Origin of the sequence: Pseudomonas sp. WS 5412 (genome assembly GCF_012985615.1) — a bacterium.
GTDB lineage: Bacteria > Pseudomonadota > Gammaproteobacteria > Pseudomonadales > Pseudomonadaceae > Aquipseudomonas > Aquipseudomonas shahriarae.
On sequence record NZ_JAARMB010000002.1, the window covers coordinates 187,243 to 202,957 of the forward strand.

The 15,715-nt window shown below is 60.4% G+C and carries 12 protein-coding genes; 5 read left to right on the top strand and 7 right to left on the bottom strand.

Annotated features, from left to right (window positions below; all coding sequences use genetic code 11):
- Positions 1-21: 21 nt before the first annotated feature.
- From HBR94_RS03835 to HBR94_RS03850, 4 genes are all read left to right on the top strand, one after another.
- Positions 22-957, top strand: a complete 936-nt coding sequence (locus tag HBR94_RS03835; protein ID WP_262383345.1) for a LysR substrate-binding domain-containing protein — start codon at positions 22-24, stop codon at positions 955-957.
- Positions 958-1,044: 87 nt separating this feature from the next.
- On the top strand, positions 1,045-1,968 hold the full coding sequence (locus tag HBR94_RS03840; RefSeq protein ID WP_170044182.1) for a LysR family transcriptional regulator: 924 nt from the start codon (positions 1,045-1,047) through the stop codon (positions 1,966-1,968).
- Between the two features lie 109 nt (positions 1,969-2,077).
- The gene (locus HBR94_RS03845) at positions 2,078-3,250 is read left to right on the top strand and encodes an MFS transporter (protein ID WP_169960628.1); all 1,173 of its coding nucleotides are present in this window, start codon (positions 2,078-2,080) and stop codon (positions 3,248-3,250) included.
- A 163-nt stretch (positions 3,251-3,413) separates the two neighbouring features.
- Positions 3,414-4,640: an MFS transporter gene (locus HBR94_RS03850; RefSeq protein WP_170044183.1), complete on the top strand. Its 1,227-nt coding sequence runs from the start codon at positions 3,414-3,416 to the stop codon at positions 4,638-4,640.
- Positions 4,641-4,676: 36 nt separating this feature from the next.
- Here HBR94_RS03850 and HBR94_RS03855 read toward each other — a convergent pair whose 3' ends face one another.
- The 6 genes from HBR94_RS03855 to HBR94_RS03880 form a co-directional block, all read right to left on the bottom strand.
- Complete coding sequence (locus HBR94_RS03855) at positions 4,677-5,645, bottom strand: DUF2931 family protein (RefSeq protein ID WP_222931996.1); 969 nt, start codon at positions 5,643-5,645, stop codon at positions 4,677-4,679.
- A gap of 89 nt (positions 5,646-5,734) precedes the next feature.
- A complete protein-coding gene (locus tag HBR94_RS03860) occupies positions 5,735-8,152 on the bottom strand; it encodes a DUF3772 domain-containing protein (RefSeq protein ID WP_057959279.1) in 2,418 nt (805 codons plus the stop codon).
- Between the two features lie 102 nt (positions 8,153-8,254).
- Positions 8,255-9,973, bottom strand: a complete 1,719-nt coding sequence (locus HBR94_RS03865; protein ID WP_170044185.1) for a hydrogenase maturation protein — start codon at positions 9,971-9,973, stop codon at positions 8,255-8,257.
- 361 nt (positions 9,974-10,334) lie between these two features.
- Positions 10,335-10,550 carry a heavy-metal-associated domain-containing protein gene (locus HBR94_RS03870; protein ID WP_057959277.1) on the bottom strand — a complete coding sequence of 72 codons (216 nt, stop codon included), beginning with the start codon at positions 10,548-10,550 and terminating at the stop codon, positions 10,335-10,337.
- Between the two features lie 50 nt (positions 10,551-10,600).
- Positions 10,601-11,101, bottom strand: a complete 501-nt coding sequence (gene cueR / locus HBR94_RS03875) for a Cu(I)-responsive transcriptional regulator (RefSeq protein ID WP_170044186.1) — start codon at positions 11,099-11,101, stop codon at positions 10,601-10,603.
- A gap of 165 nt (positions 11,102-11,266) precedes the next feature.
- Positions 11,267-13,840 (bottom strand): heavy metal translocating P-type ATPase, encoded by a 2,574-nt coding sequence (locus tag HBR94_RS03880; RefSeq protein ID WP_170044187.1) that lies wholly within the window; start codon positions 13,838-13,840, stop codon positions 11,267-11,269.
- A 311-nt stretch (positions 13,841-14,151) separates the two neighbouring features.
- Between HBR94_RS03880 and HBR94_RS03885 the strand changes: the two genes are divergently transcribed.
- On the top strand, positions 14,152-14,670 hold the full coding sequence (locus HBR94_RS03885; RefSeq protein WP_057440897.1) for a GNAT family N-acetyltransferase: 519 nt from the start codon (positions 14,152-14,154) through the stop codon (positions 14,668-14,670).
- A gap of 76 nt (positions 14,671-14,746) precedes the next feature.
- Here the strand turns inward: HBR94_RS03885 and HBR94_RS28520 are convergent, their stop codons facing one another.
- Positions 14,747-15,703 carry a hypothetical protein gene (locus HBR94_RS28520; RefSeq protein WP_262383346.1) on the bottom strand — a complete coding sequence of 319 codons (957 nt, stop codon included), beginning with the start codon at positions 15,701-15,703 and terminating at the stop codon, positions 14,747-14,749.
- Positions 15,704-15,715: the final 12 nt, after the last annotated feature.

The window sequence follows — 15,715 nt, forward strand, 5'->3', positions numbered from 1 at the left end:
CTGATCTCATCGGAAAATCATATGGCTAAAGAGGTACCCATGGACCTGCGCCAATTGCGCTACTTCGTCAAAGTCATCGAGTGCGGCAACATTACCCGCGCCAGTGAAGCGCTGCATATTGCGCAGCCCGCAATCAGTCAGCAGATGCGCAATCTGGAACTGGATATGGGCATGCCGCTGCTCGAACGCAGCGTGCACGGCGTAGTCGCCACGGCGGCCGGGCAGACCCTTTACCGGCACGCCATCGAGCTGCTGCGCCAAGCCGATGGCACCCGGGAAATGCTGCGCCAGGACGCCGACTTCCCCCAGGGCAAAGTCTCGGTCGGCATGCCCTCGAGTACCGCACGCATGCTGGCCATTCCCTTGGCGCGCGCGATTGGCCAGCGATATCCCGGCATCAAGCTGGAGTTGATTGACGCCCCCAGCGCCGAACTGGGGCGCCTGATCACCGTGGGGCGGGTGGCACTGGCGGTGAACGTTGATGTGGTCGAAACCCGAGGCATGGCGTTCCAGCGGCTGTTAACTGAAACACTGTATTTGGTGGCCTGGCCGGAATTTGAATTGGCCGAAGACCCGGTGTCGATTGAGGCATTGGCAAAAATGCCGCTGGTGCTGCCGTGTGCGCCGAATACCATCCGCAATCGGGTCGAGTTTGCCCTGCAGGAGGCCGGCCTCAAATGCGAGGTTGAGTTTGAAGCCAACTCCACCGACCTGTTGTTCTCAGCCGTCAAGGCGCAGTTGGGTGTCACGATCCTGCCGTGGGCAGCGGCCCACGCCGAGTTGGTGCAACAGCGGCTCAAGCTGGCCAGGATCGATCATCGACTGTTCAAGCGCGATCTTTCACTGTGCTGGCATGACACGGTGGTCGAGAGCAATGCGGTGCAGAAGGTCAAGGCGACCATCCTTGAGCTGTTCGAGGCGTTCGGGCGCCAGCCGGGGTGGGCGGACGGCCAGTGACAAAAGGCTGGGGCTCGACGCGGGCCAATAAACGTTACCATTGCCGCGCCTGGCCCACTGATCGGTTCAAATGAAGGAACAGAAGACATGATCGAAACCCGCCTGCTGCGCCAGTTCATTGCCGTGGCTGAAGAGCTGCACTTTCATAAGGCGGCGATCCGCCTGCACATGGCCCAACCGCCGCTGAGCCAGGCCATCAACCGCCTGGAGGGCAAGTTGGGGTTCAGTCTGTTCAACCGCAGCAAACGCGGGGTAAAACTGACCCCGGCCGGTGACGCGTTCCTGCACGCCGCCTATAGCACCCTCAAGGAACTGGAGCTGGGCATCGAACACGCTCGCCAAGTGTCCGAAGGGATCGCGGGCAAGCTGACAGTGACCGCCGTGTCGATCACCTACTACGAGTCGCTGCTCAATAGCCTGCGCCGGTTCCGCGAACACTTCCCCAAGGTGCAATTGATCATCAAGGAGATGCCATCCTCCAGCCAGGCCAAGGCGATTGTGGCGGGAGAAGCGGACATTGCCTTCATGCGCAAATTGCCGATTTCGGCGCAAAACGTCGAGTCGCGCCTATTGCTGGATGAAGAGATCGTGATGGCGCTGCCCGCCCATCACCCCAAGGCGGGTGCTGACCAGATCGATTTGCGGCACTTTGCTGGCGAAGACTTCGTGTTCACCCCCCAAGCCCTGGGCACTGGCTATCACAGCCAACTTATCGCCCTGTGTGAAGCCGCCGGCTTTTACCCCAGGGTGGTACAGGAGGCCGCGCAGATCCATACCTTGATCGGCCTGGTGGCCTGTGGCTTCGGGGTCGCGTTGGTGCCTGAATCGATTGCCCACTCAATCATGCGCGACAAGGTCGTGTTTCGGCGGATCGGCCCCGTGAGCGCGACCCCCAACCCGACAATCGGCCTGTATATGAGTTGGAACACCGACAACCCATCACCGTTGCTGGACAGTTTTATCGCCATGCTCGATTTCAATCCTGCCTCGGTGCCATCGACCAGGGGTTAGTCGTCGTCAAAGGTATCAGGCAGAGACTTTTATAGTATTTCCCAGCGGGCGAGCGGCGCCCCATCATCACCTAAAGCCTCGCTCGCCCTCCTCCCGTCACTGAGTTCTTATGCCTGCCGTCATCTACATTTTTTCACTGTGTACCTTCACATTCGGCTTGTCCGAATTCGTCGTCGCCGGCCTGGTATCGGCAATCTCCATCGACCTGAGCGAGTCCATCTCGCAAGTGGGCTCGGCCATTGCAGCCTACGCCCTGGGTGCGGCCATCGGCGCCCCGGTCATCACCGCCATGCTGGCCACTTGGCGCGACAAAACCGTATTGCTCCTGACCCTCGCCGTGCTGGCCACCGGCAGCGTAGTCATCAGCCTGGCAGCAGATATCGTGACCCTACATGGCGTACGCTTCGTTATCGGCCTGGCGCACGGTGTATTCATGGCCGTGGCCTCCAACGCCGCAGTCAAGCTGGTTGACCCGCTACGGGCCGGGCGTGCGCTATCACTGGTGTGGATTGGCCTGACCCTGTCGATCGCCTTTGGCGTGCCGATCGGTACCTTTTTCGGCAGCTACTGGTCATGGCGCATGGTATTCCTGGCGATTGGAGGCCTGGGCTTGATCAGCGCCCTGGGCCTGATACTGCTGATGCGCCAACCACCCGCCGACGCACTGCACAAAGACCACGGCCTGAAACAAAGCCTCGCCGCCCTGCTGCAGCGCGAACTGTTGATGGCTGCCAGCATCGCAATGCTGGTGAGCGTGGCGACTTTCTCATTTTTTACCTTTGTGTCGCCGTTCCTGCTGGAGATCACCCGCGTTCAACCACAAGTGCTGAGTTTTGCGATGCTGGTGTTCGGTGTCTGCTCCATCCTTGGCAACGTGCTGGGCGGTTACCTCGCGGATGCATTCGACGCCGACCGATGCCTGCTCGGCGGATTGAGCGCATTGATGTTCAACCTCTTGGGTTTGTATGTGTGGGGCGACTCGATCATCGCCACCTTGATGCTGGTGGGGCTGTTGGGGGTGGTGTTCTTTGCCATTGTGACCCTGTCGACCCTGCGCTTGCTGCGCCTGGCACACCAGCATATTCCCCAATCCAGTGCAGTGGCTTCAGGGCTCAATATTGCCGCGTTCAACCTGGGCACTGCGCTGGGTGGCATCGGGGCAGGCTGGGTGATCAGCCAGTTCGGGCTGGCCTATATACCCATTGCGGGTGCCGGCGCGGCATTAGTAGCCATGGGCGTGCTTGGGCTGCAGATGAAGCCCAAAGCAGCCGTGGACGATTGAACAGTCCCTGCCACTCAACGGTCTTGTAGACGCTGCATTGATTGCATTGATGATGACTATCAAACCGACCGGCCTGTTTAATTGCCAATGCTGGTTCCTATAATCGCCTCCACATTCTCCCCCGGCCTGGCTTCAGGCTGCATTCCCCCCGGATTTCAACACCATGCCAAGCGCCAGCCAGGCCCCTCGCAGCCTTCCCGAACATAATCAACAGAGTGTCAAACAGCAGTGGCTGGCGATTCTCTCCGTGGCCGTAGGTGCCTTCGCCCTGGTAACCAGTGAGTTTCTGCCGGTGGGTGTGCTCAATGATGTCGCCAGTGACTTGGGTATCACTGCCGGTCACGCCGGGCTGATGGTGACCCTGCCCGGCATCATGGCCGCCCTCGCCGCGCCTTTGCTGTCGGTCAGCATTGGCACCATGGACCGTCGCTATTTATTGATCGGCCTGACGCTGATCATGATCATCGCCAACTCGGTGGTGGCTTTTGCCAGCGACTTTGGCCTGCTGCTGTTGGGCCGCGTACTGCTGGGCATCAGCATCGGCGGCTTCTGGGCGACCGCCATTGCCCTCAGCGGCCGGCTGGCGCCCAAGGGTGTGGGCGTCGCCCAGGCGACTTCGATCATCATGGTCGGCGTGACCCTCGCCACCGTGCTGGGCGTGCCCGTAGGCACCTGGCTTAGCGGCCTGATGGGCTGGCGCATGACCTTCCTGGTCACCGCGCTGATGGGCGTCCCGGTCCTCCTGGCGCAGATATTTCTGCTGCCACGACTCAACCCGGAGAAAGCCATCCACATCCGCGACCTGCCCGCCTTGTTTATCAACCCCCAAGCGCGAATCGGATTGATCGCAGTATTGCTGATCGGCCTGGCGCACTTTGCCGCGTACACCTATGTGGCGCCGTTCTTCAAGCACAGTGCCGGCTTCGACGGCCCGACGATTGGCTCATTGCTGTTGCTCTTCGGCGTGGCTGGGGTCGCGGGTAATATTTTTGCCGGCTTTGCCGCCAACCGCAGCGTACGTCACACCCTGTTGCTGGTGGCGCTGATGATAGGCACCAGCACCGCCCTGTTCCCCCACTTTGCCACCGGCATGACCGGAGCAGCCATGTTGATTGGGCTCTGGGGTTTTGCCTTCGGCGCCTTCCCGGCCTGTGCCAGTATCTGGATGTTTGTCGTGGCGCCCAAGGATGTCGAACGCGGCATGCCGCTCTTCGTCGCCCTGTTCCAGGTGATTATTGCCCTGGGTTCATTCTTCGGTGGGCGGATCGTCGACCAGTTGGGCAGCTCGGTGCTCCTGAGCCTCGCCACGGTGCTGGTAGGCTTGGGTTTTGTGACGGTGCTGGTGCTGGGACGCAATGTCAGCAACAGCCTTGCGGCCCAGCCCTGCTGAGCAGTGAAACCTGGCTCTCCCCTCAGGCGGGGGAGCCTACTCGATTTTACGGGACAGCCTGACTTTGGCTTTGCCGATGGGAAACTCTTGCGCGCCCGCCCTTAATGCCAGGGAAACCCGGGTGTTTTGCGCGTCAACCTTCACCAGCAGGTCTATGTCTTTTTGTTTGCCCAGTTTCTGGAAAACATCGAAGATTTCTTTTTCATCGAATGCGTCAATCCAGACGCCATACCGGCTGTTGCCATTGCGCCAATAGAACCCGCAGAACGTTGGAATGGCCCGTTTTACATAGTGATTGTCGAGTAGGGCCTTTCCGAAAAGATTCTCCTGCTCGCCGTTGTAGGCGCTGAATCCGAAATCTAGCCATTCGCCTTGCTGCAGCACAACGACAGGCCTCCAGCTGTATTTCTCCCGGTAGGTGTCGTAGATGTTTGCCGGGGGATAGCCCTGCGTGGCTATTTTTTGCCGGATATCGGCACTGAAGGTCTTATAGGATGGATCATTGAGCATGCGGTCTGCATAGCCGTCTTTGAACATGTACTGGGCATTGCTGTAGGCGCTCTCCTTGGTAAGGTTTGTGGCCTGCGCCTGAAAGACTCCCACTTCCTTCTGGTTTCCCGCCCCGCTCATCCAGAGCACCACCCTGCCCTGTGGCGCCAACCCCACGATAAACGTGCTGTAGGTGTCTTTTTTATGGGTGTCTTGATCAATAAAGCCCTCATCCAGGAGGCTCTTTATCTTCAGTGGGTCCAAGTTCCATTGGCCGCTATAGAACGTTCTCTCCACCAGCGAGTACCACGTGAATTCCAGTTGATAGGGCACTGCCTTTTTTTCCAGCGCCGTGGTCATGGTTCCGCCCGGACTCCCCCAACCGGTGTTCTGTGTGCCCCAGATCGCATCAAAACCGTAGGTAAAGCCCTCAGCGACCAGGGCGCCACGGTAAACCTCCATGGGGTATTCCTGTGGTGCAGAGACAGTTCCCGTCCAGCTATAGGTTTCAGGCATGTCTTTACTCTTGCACGCCGCCATGGAAAAACAGAACAAGACCGCAGCGATCACGGTTATCGGGCTTTTTAGTGTCACGCACTGCCACTTCATGATTGCCTCACAGGAACATCACCAGCCACTGCACCTGCCTCTCCCGGAATCAGCACCATGCTCTGGGGCGAAGACAATGTAATCCCCATGTCCTGCAGGCGCGCAAGCAGGATGAACAGCAAGTCGCTGCGGGTGCCGGACACCGAGCGCGGGCTATTGACGTAGCCGCTGACCCCAATGATCAAGCCATCCCTGGCCAGGTCCTTGAACGTGACCGAAGGTGCGGGAGTGTCGAGAATCGCCTCGTGCTCGGTAAACGACTGCATCAGCAGTTCGCGAACCTTCAGTACATCGGTATCCAGCGGCAAGGTAAGGGTGATGCTCACCACACCGAGCGCGTTGCCCATGGTGACGTTGCGCACGTTTTGCGAGATGAACTGCGAGTTCGGCACAATCACCGTCGAGCGGTCGGACATCTGGATCTCGGTCGCCCTGACGTTGATCCGGCGAATATCGCCCTCCACGCCCCCCAGGCTGACCCAATCGCCGACCTTCACCGGCCGTTCGGTGAGCAGGATCAGCCCGGAGATGAAGTTCTGCACAATCGCCTGCAAACCGAAGCCGATGCCCACCGACAAGGCACTGACCACCCAGGTCAGGCTGGTCAGGTTGATCCGCAGGGTGGACATCACCAGCAGGCTCAACAACACAAAACCGAGGTAACCCACCAGGGTCACCAGGGACGCGCGCATGCCGGCATCCATGTTGGTTTCAGGCAGCAACCGCTCACTCAGCCAGCGCTTCAAGGTGCGCACGGCGAACAAGCCGACGACAAACATCAGCAGCGCAATGAGGATGTCCTGGGGAACGATCTGCAGGTTACCCAGGGTCTTGCTGGATTCGCCCAGTTGGCTGAAGCCCTGGAGCAACTCACTGGGGCTGGAGCCCGCTGGAAGGAAGGCCGCCATCACGGCGGTGAGCAGCAGCAAGGTACGGCCGACGCCCGCCAGCACCGTGCACGCCTGGGCCTGGTGCCGTGGCGACAGCCCCAGGGCGTTGGCCAATGCCAGGCCGCTGGGCTGCCTGGGCGAAAGCAGGGTTTCGCAGACGTCACCAAAAAAGGCGATCAACAGGTAAGCCGTGGCTGCCACGACGCTGACCCACAACAGTTTGACGGTAAGGAAGTAGGCCAGGGACAGATACCCGGTGAACAACGCGAGGACAATCACCGCCACCCACATCGACGCGACAAAGGGCAACATACCGGCGAGCCCGCCTGGGCGCTGCAACTCAAGTTTTTTGCGCACGTGGCGCACGCGCAGCAACGCGGCGATGAAGATCAGCGCGGTGGTCAGGGCGGTCAGGCCATTGAGCGCCACGGTCAGCGCCAGGCTGGCCCCCGTAACATTGTTGATCCGCTCCTCGGTCGCCACCAGCATCAGCGCCACCGCCAGAATCGCCGGGAAAGGCCCCAGGGCACTGGCGATTTCATCGGCAATGGCCGGCAACCGCCAGGACGGGCGTGGCAGCATCAGCAAGGCGCGTCCAAGGCCGGCAATAAACGCACAGAAGGTGGCCAGGGTGACCAGGTGATCGGACAGCCGGCCCAGGTTTTCACTCAGGACCGCATTGCTTTCCAGGCCCCAGCGCATCAGCGAGACGGCCCCCATGATCGTCAGGATCGACGATAAGCCTACCGCCACCGCCAACGTGCTGCGCCGCAGGCGCCCCTCCGGCAGCCAACGGATCATCGCCCAGGTAAGCAGATGCTCGAGCAGTCGCCGGCCGAAACTCCAGATCAGTACCGCCACCAACAGCGTGCTGAAGAACGCCCAGCGGTGCTCCGGGCTGATGGCACTCTTGAGGGCAACGATGCCTTCGGCCTTGAGGTTGTCCAGGCGCTGCAGGTCTTCAGCGGTGGGGCGGATCAGGGTCGACCAGAATGTGGGACTGAAGGGCGAATCGGTACGGGAGGTGACCTGGGAATTGAACAGATTGCGCCGCAGGTTGACGATCTGCGCGGCGAGTTCGCGGCTCGTCTGGCTCAGTTGCTTGGCGTGCTGCTCATCCTCAAGCAGGCTGTTCTTTTTTCGGGTCAGGGCATCCCGCTGCTCGGTGAGGCTCTGCGCCTCTCCCGGCTGGGCCGCGCCCAATACCTTGAGCTGATCGTCAATACGCTCCATCTCGGTGGCGCGCACCGTGAGCAATGCCCCGGCCAGTTGTTGCACCTGCAGTGCGCCCTGTCGAAATTCCGCCAGCTTTTCGTCACTGGTACTGATGGGGACACTCTGGCGAATCAGCTCAAGCTGCTGGCCAAGCTGCTTGAGGTTGGCGTCTTCGGGCAACAGCACCAGGCTGTCGACGACCTCTACTGGCGCCGGCGTGGCGGCCGCATCTGCCCATCCCGGCAGGCTGATAGCCATAACCATGGCCAGCAAGGCCTGGCAGATGACGCCCCTATAAATTCGCCGCATCAATTCACCCTTTTCTGTCTTTTTTCCATTGGCATTATGGACCGCCACGGCAAAAAGGAAATTCCGCCCTGGCGGTAAAAGAGTAGATGCGGCGTTTTCCTCTCAGTCAACCAGTGTGGCCCTGGGCGCCAATGCCCACGGCGCCTGCAAGCGCTGCGGGGTCTGGCAGGTTTTGCGCTTGAACACGAAGTTGCGGCACTTCTCGGCAAACTGCTGGCGGTTTTCCACCATATCCAACCGCATCTGTGCCAGCTCGTTTTCGCGGCAGCGCTCAATCTGCGCAAGGTTCATGTTCGATTTGCGCGCACGATGCAGAGCGTATCTTTCATCGGTCAACGCGTCGCGGGCCTGTTGCAGCAGCCACGTGCCAAACGCCCGTGGGCAGCGTGGGCCGATGTCCTGGACCATTCCCCAGTGCCGGGCCTGGAGGGCGCTGATCGGCAGGCATTCTTCGACAAGCTTGTGGGCGACTTCACTGCCGACCGCCCGAGGCAGGCTGTAGGTCCAGTATTCGGAGCCATACAAGCCCATGGTCTTGTAATGCGGATTAAGGACCACACCCGCCCGGGCGAAGACGATGTCGGCCGCCAGCGCCAGCATCACACCGCCGGCTCCGGCGCTGCCCGTCAGGCCACTGACCACCAGTTGCCGGGCCGTCAGCAGCTCGCGGCAGACATCGTCGATGGCCTGGATATTGGCCCAGGCTTCCAACCCCGGCACTTCGGCCGCCTGAATCACGTTGAGGTGCACACCATTGGAAAAGCTCCCGCGCCCTCCCCTGACCAGCAGCACCTGGGTGTCACGAGCCTTGGCCCAGCGCAACGCTGCGACCAGCCGCTGGCACTGTTCAGTGCTCATGGCACCGTTGTAGAACTCGAAGGTCAGCTCGCCCACATGACCGGTTTCTCGGTAACGAATCGGCTGATACGCCATCTCGTCGAAGCCTTGGTTGGCGAGCGAGCCGTCCAGCACCGGCACATCAGCCAGTTGCCCGGCTAACACATGGCGGGCCGGTAACTTGAAGGTTTCCTCGCCGGGCAAGGCCTTGCGCTTGAGCGAGCCGAGCCACAGGCTGTGATCGCCGGCCGCAACCAATACCGCGTCGTCCTGTACCGCAAGGATCTCGCCCGGCGTGCCGCGGCGCGCATCCAGGTGCGCGTCATACAGGTAATACTGCCCGCCGGCGAGGCTGGCCAACACCCCGGGCTGGCCGTCAGCGGCGTCGATACTGCGCTTGATAAACCGTGCGCAATCGTACCAACTGAAGGTGCGGTCAGCCTGCTTCATATTCGGCTGCAAACGCCCAGCGACGTCGGGCTGCATGTAATCGAGGGGCGTGGGCACGAACCCCCTGGCGAATTTCTCCACCACATCGCGGATGCAAGAGATCGCCGCGTCACTCACCAGGCCGTTGTACAACTCGGATTTGCGCACGTCGGCGGGCATGTCGAACTCGCAGGTCGACCAGATCGGACCGGCGTCCATTTCCTCCACCGCCTGCAAGGCCGTGACGCCCCAGCGCCTGACTTGCTGGGTGATGGCCCAGTCCAGCGCGCTGGCGCCACGGTCGCCGACGATGCCCGGATGAATGATCACCACCGGGCGCTCAGGATTGCTCCAGAGTTGTTGCGGTACGCGGTCCTTGAGAAACGGACAAATCACCAGGTCCGCCGCCGATGCCTCGATCTGCCGACATACCGAGGCTTCATCGGTGAACAGCACCACACTGGGCGCGTGCCCCAACTGGCGTAAGTCCAGCCAGGCCCGCTGGGTCAACCCGTTGAACGCCGATGACAACAACATGATCTTCAATGACTGCATGACTGACTCTTCCTTGAGAATGCATGGCCGCAGGCTCCTTGAGCCATCCTTGGCCTTATATGGAGGTGCCAGAGTAGAGGGAGTATCGGGGGAGGCAGATGATCGAGGTCAATCTTGTGTCAGCACATCGGCTTGATTTGAGTGGCGTGCATGTTAGCCAATGCACCCAGCTTGACCCGCTCAGCAGCTACCCGCCTGATCTTGCTGATGTACTGGTTGCTTGGGCTGCAGGCGTAGTCTCCTGACACCTTGTGATGGCTTTCTAAACGTGGGAAATACAAAAGCCGGGAGACAATCTCCCGGCTTTTTATTGATAAAAATCTGATCTCGCGCCAGCCCTGCGGGACTACGCCGGCAACGATCAGCTGGATATCGCTTGCGGCAGATGCTCACCCGGATACCCGGCGTCACTCAGCACCGTGAGCAGCGTGTGCGCATCCAGAGTGCTGTCAATCACGACCACACGTGTGGGCGGATCAGTTTTGATCTGGGCCTGCGGGTCTACGCCCAGCAGTACCCGGGTAACGGACCTGGCGCAGCCGCCACAGGTCATGTTTGGTATGAAAAAACGCAGCATGTGGAACTCCTGAAGTTGCTCTGAAGAGTGAATGTGAGCCTTGCCAGCGCTTAAAAATGCATCTGCATCGCGGCGCGATGCTGGGATGAGGCGGCCGTATCCCCCCCAAACCGGGGGGGATTCTGAGGAGCCCTGGGGCGCAGTTCCATCGCCACGGCGGCTGTGCGCTGCGCCAAACCGGCAATGATCGGGCAATCCGGACGATCGTTGCCATGGCATTGCTCGGCCAACTGCTCAAGGGTTTGCGCCATGGCCTGCAGGTCAGCAATCTTCGCCTTCAACCCGGCCACATGGGACAGGGCCATGGCCTTGACGTCGATACAGCCGCGATCAGGGTCGCCCCACAAAACCAGCAACTCGGAGATCTGCCTGACCGAAAAGCCAAGGTCACGCGCGCGGCGAATGAAACGCAGGTTTTGCACATCCTGTGTACCGTAGTTTCGATAGCCGGCATCAGACCGGCTGACCTTGGGTACCAAACCAATCTGTTCGTAGTAGCGAATCGACTTAGCCGAAACGCCGGAGAACTTGGCTGCTTGACCGATATTCATCATTCTCTCCTCCTGAGGGAACCTATCAACTACTCACCGCAAAATCGGAAACTCACCTGCACACGGCGCATGAGTACGCTTGGCCGTGTCCTCAAACAATCACGCTCGGATGAGGTTCACTGGCCATTACAGCCTCCTCAATCGTGTTCAAACCCAAGCCTGATATCAGTGCTCATTCGCTAGGCGTGGCTTGGCCAATGCCGCCCCACCCACTGGCGCCTCGGCGCTGCTCTCTACTGTCATCGGTGCTCGGAAGCGCTTGAGCCGCAGTGCGTTGCCAAGCACGAAGATACTGGAGAGCGCCATCGCCGCCGCGGCGAAGATCGGCGACAGCAGCGTGCCGTTCAGCGGGTACAGAACGCCCGCCGCAACCGGTATCAACAACGCGTTGTAGGCGAAGGCCCAGAACAGGTTCTGCTTGATGTTGCGGATCGTCGCCTGGCTGAGGGCGATGGCGTTCGGCACGCCGCGCAAGTCGCCCGACATCAGCACCACGTCAGCGGCTTCGATGGCCACATCGGTGCCGGTGCCGATGGCAAGCCCGACGTCTGCTTCGGCGAGTGCCGGTGCGTCGTTGATCCCGTCACCCACAAAGGCAACTCGCGCCCCCTTGCTGCGAAACTTTTTCAGCGCCGCGACCTTACCGTCGGGCAGCACCTCGGCCGCCACCTCATCGATGCCCAGTTGCCTGGCGATTGCCGCTGCCGTGGCTGCATTGTCACCGGTGATCATCGCCACCCTGAGCCCCAGCGCGTGCAGGGCCCTGATCGCTTCGGGCGTGCTCTCCTTGATGGGATCGGCAACCGCGATAACCGCCGCCAGGCGGCCATCAATCGCCGCATAGAGCGGGCTTTTGCCTTGCTCGCCGAGACGCTGGGCAGTCGACTGGAAGCCCGTCACATCAAGGCCCAGTTGCGTCATGAACCGGTCAGCCCCCACAGAGACCGTGCGCGCGGCGACCTTCGCCGTCACGCCAAAGCCCGGTACGGCGTCGAAGGCCTCAATCGGTGCAAGCGTGATGCCCTTGCTCTTTGCCGCGCTGACAATCGCTTCGGCAATCGGATGTTCGGAGCGTGTCTCCACCGCCGCGACAAGTGCCAATACTTCGTCGTAGTCAAAGCCCTCGGCGGGAACCAGGTCGGTCAACTCAGGCCGGCCCTTGGTCAGCGTGCCAGTCTTGTCGAGGGCGATAATCGACACATCGCGTAGCGCCTGCAATGCCTCGCCCTTGCGGAAAAGCACCCCGAGCTCGGCTGCGCGGCCCGTGCCGACCATGATCGAGGTCGGCGTGGCCAGCCCCATGGCACAGGGGCAGGCAATAATAAGCACCGCTACCGCGTTGACCAACGCGAACGTCAGCGCCGGCGTCGGGCCAAAAATCAGCCAGACCAGGAAGGTCACCGTGGCCGCAGCCATCACCGCCGGGACAAACCACATCGTGACCTTGTCCACCAGTGCCTGGATCGGCAGCTTGGAGCCCTGCGCCTCTTCCACCAGGCGAATAATCTGCGCGAGGACGGTGTTGGCCCCCACTTTGGTCACCCGGAAACTGAACGCACCGGTCTTGTTGATCGTGCCGCCAACGACTTCGGCGCCTACGCTTTTGGACACAGGTACCGGTTCGCCGCTGATCATGCTCTCGTCAACGTACGAGGTGCCTTCAATCACCTCGCCGTCGACCGGGACCTTCTCCCCCGGACGGACGAAGACAATGTCGCCGGCCGTCACCTGATCAAGGGCAACTTCCAATATTTCGCCATTGCGCTCCACGCGCGCGGTCTTCGCCTGAAGACCGACCAGCCGCTTGATCGCCTGTGAGGTTCGCCCCTTGGCGCGCGCCTCCAACGTGCGGCCCAGCAGGATCAGGGTCACAATCACCGCTGCGGCTTCGAAATAGACGTTGGCGGTGCCCTGCGGCAGAACCTCGGGAATAAACGTCGCGACCAGCGAATAACCGTAAGCCGCCGCGGTGCCCACAGAGACTAGCGAGTTCATGTCTGGCGCCCCTCGCAGCAACGCCGGTACGCCTTTGCGGAAAAACCGCAGCCCTGGGCCGAACAACACGAGGGTGGCCAGCGTGAACTGTACATACCAGTTCGTCTGCTGCCCCATGACCCCCATCACCCAATGGTGCATGGCAGGGATAAGGTGCGAACCCATCTCAAGGATGAAGACCGGCAAAGTGAGGAGCGCTGCAATCAACATGGAGCGCTGCAACTCCCGAGCTTCGCTGTCGCGCCGCGCGGCATCCTGGTCGCCCTCGCTCGGCGACTCGGCGGACAAGCGGCGGGCCTTGTAGCCGGCCTGCTCCACTGCTGCTTCAAGGTCTGCCGTGGAGACTGCGCCGCCCAAGTGGCGCACCCGGGCACGCTCGGTGGCCAGGTTAACCGTGGCTTCGAGCACGCCGGGGATTTTAGCCAGGGCCTTTTCGACCCGGCCCACACATGACGCACAGGTCATGCCTTCTATCGCAAGATGAGTCGTCTCTTCACGCACGCTGTAGCCTGCGCTCTCAATGGCACGCACCGCCGCCTGGGGATCGGGCGCCCCGGTGAAGGTGATGCTGGCATGCTCGGTGGCAAGATTGACGGCGGCCGTGTGCACGCCAGGCACCGCTTTCAGCGCGCGCTCGACCCGACCGACGCAGGATGCGCACGTCATGCCCTCGACCGGCAGACTCAGGCGCACCTCCCGCGAACTGGATGGGTTGGACCCCTGCTGATGGGAAACCGTAGCCATTGCAATACCCCTTGAATGTTACTGATGAAGCAAGCCTGAAGCTTCCCATGATGGAAAGGTCAAGGCTTTTGCGTCATCTGTTTCGCCAGGTTGGCGTTTGGTGTGACAGCTGGACTGCGGATGACGTTACCGCACGCAGATCGTAAGAGCCTGCGCGCGGACCTTGAGCGATACCGGCAACCGCTCTAGACCGGCCTCTGATGAGTTCGACTGCCATCAAAACCACTGAGCCTGAGGCTCTGAGTGCATGATATCTTCACCCCTCGAAAGCTGGTTTTTCCAGTTCAGTCTCACCTCACCAAGGGCAACCCATGCCGGCGATTATTCGCGTTGCTGTACCGGAAGATGCACAACGCCTGCCTGCCATCGAAATTTCCGCAGCTCAAGCCTTCCGCATGATTGATGGGTTGAGTTGGCTGGTTGAATCACCCCCGATGTCCGTTGAGCAACATCGCCAACGTATCGCGCTCTCGACCTGCTGGGTCGCCCTGGACGCCGAAAACCGGCCGCAAGGTTTTCTCAGCGCTGCGCGCCACGGCAATGACTTACACATCTATGAGTTATCCGTGATGCACGCGGTGCAGGGACAAGGTTGGGGGCGGCGTCTGGTTGAGGCCGCAAAGGACTATGCCCGCGCCAACAGACTGAGTTTCGTAACGCTCACGACATTCACGAGCGTGCCATGGAACGCCCCCTTTTATGCCCGCCTGGGATTCCAGATCAAAGCCACCGCAGACCTGGATCAGAGGCTAGCGGCCATATTGAGCGAGGAGTACCAGCACGGATTCGCGCCGGGCAGTCGGTGTGCCATGGCATGGCCAGTGGCTTAAGGCGTTTACGCTGTAAACGTCCCGCTGACACTCCTTGTGAACAAGCGGGGACGTTTTTATCGTCACCGATGAGCTCTTAGCGTAGTGACGGTGATGGCTTCACCGTTTGCTGGTGAGGGAGATACCTTGATATTTCGATTACATCCGTACGGACGGCGGACGGCTGACCAGCAAGGTTGCGGGCATAGCTGCACAATGTGATGGGGAGCTGTGACACCTGGTAAGGGTTGCTGCCGTTGGCCAATGCATAGCGGACGTCGTCGATATCTTGGCACAAAGCCCGTTCTGAAGCATCCACGTAGAAGTAGTGATGGGTGAAGTCTGTGGTTTGGTCGTCCCAGTTGACGTTGTAGCTCAGGCTGATCTGCGGTGTCGGCGTTGGGGCGGTCAAAAATACGGAGTGTGTGAAAACATTGTGGAGCAAGGCTGGCGTCAGGGGCTCGCTGCGGTTTTGTATCCCAATGATGCACAACACATGGGCCCCCAGCGCCGGCCCGATCGCCTGGTTGATGTAACCATCCGTTGACGCTACGGCGTTGTGATAGTCGCTGGGAGATCGACACTCCCTGACCTCGCGCACGGCCTTGAATCGATAGTAGGGATCGTTGACCGAGAATCTGATGTTCCACGTGGGCCAAATACTGAGCCCGTTCACACCCTGCTGCAAATGCACGTAGGGGTTGAGTTTCCAAGGCTCTTCAAGGACGAGTTCGACGGATTTCAGTTGGCAGTCCCGCGTGTTATTCAAGAACTGGCCATCGACAAAACAATGATGAAGGTCGTTCGCTGGATAGCTATAGTTAAACTTGGCCGCTTCACACGCGGAGGTATTCAGACAGTTGCTGAGGATGTCCTTTTTGATGACAGCAGCGACCTTGCTGACAATGCCAGTAATTTCGTTGGTACCCCGATCGAGCATCGGGCTCCCGGAGCTTCCGTACTGAAGGTCTTGGCAACGGTTTTTCATGGCGCCAGGAAATACACCGGGATGCTCGACAAAGCTATTTGTTGCCGTTTCCTTGCACGCACTCATGCGTAAGCCTTT

Coding starts and splice junctions, on each gene's coding strand:
- HBR94_RS03840 (WP_170044182.1), top strand. CDS start 1,045: ATGATCGAAACCCGCCTGCTGCGCCAGTTCATTGCCGTGGCTGAAGAG.
- HBR94_RS03880 (WP_170044187.1), bottom strand. CDS start 13,840: ATGGCTACGGTTTCCCATCAGCAGGGGTCCAACCCATCCAGTTCGCGG.
- HBR94_RS03850 (WP_170044183.1), top strand. CDS start 3,414: ATGCCAAGCGCCAGCCAGGCCCCTCGCAGCCTTCCCGAACATAATCAA.
- HBR94_RS03845 (WP_169960628.1), top strand. CDS start 2,078: ATGCCTGCCGTCATCTACATTTTTTCACTGTGTACCTTCACATTCGGC.
- cueR (WP_170044186.1), bottom strand. CDS start 11,101: ATGAATATCGGTCAAGCAGCCAAGTTCTCCGGCGTTTCGGCTAAGTCG.
- HBR94_RS03835 (WP_262383345.1), top strand. CDS start 22: ATGGCTAAAGAGGTACCCATGGACCTGCGCCAATTGCGCTACTTCGTC.
- HBR94_RS28520 (WP_262383346.1), bottom strand. CDS start 15,703: ATGAGTGCGTGCAAGGAAACGGCAACAAATAGCTTTGTCGAGCATCCC.
- HBR94_RS03865 (WP_170044185.1), bottom strand. CDS start 9,973: ATGCAGTCATTGAAGATCATGTTGTTGTCATCGGCGTTCAACGGGTTG.
- HBR94_RS03860 (WP_057959279.1), bottom strand. CDS start 8,152: ATGCGGCGAATTTATAGGGGCGTCATCTGCCAGGCCTTGCTGGCCATG.
- HBR94_RS03870 (WP_057959277.1), bottom strand. CDS start 10,550: ATGCTGCGTTTTTTCATACCAAACATGACCTGTGGCGGCTGCGCCAGG.
- HBR94_RS03885 (WP_057440897.1), top strand. CDS start 14,152: ATGCCGGCGATTATTCGCGTTGCTGTACCGGAAGATGCACAACGCCTG.
- HBR94_RS03855 (WP_222931996.1), bottom strand. CDS start 5,645: ATGCCTGAAACCTATAGCTGGACGGGAACTGTCTCTGCACCACAGGAA.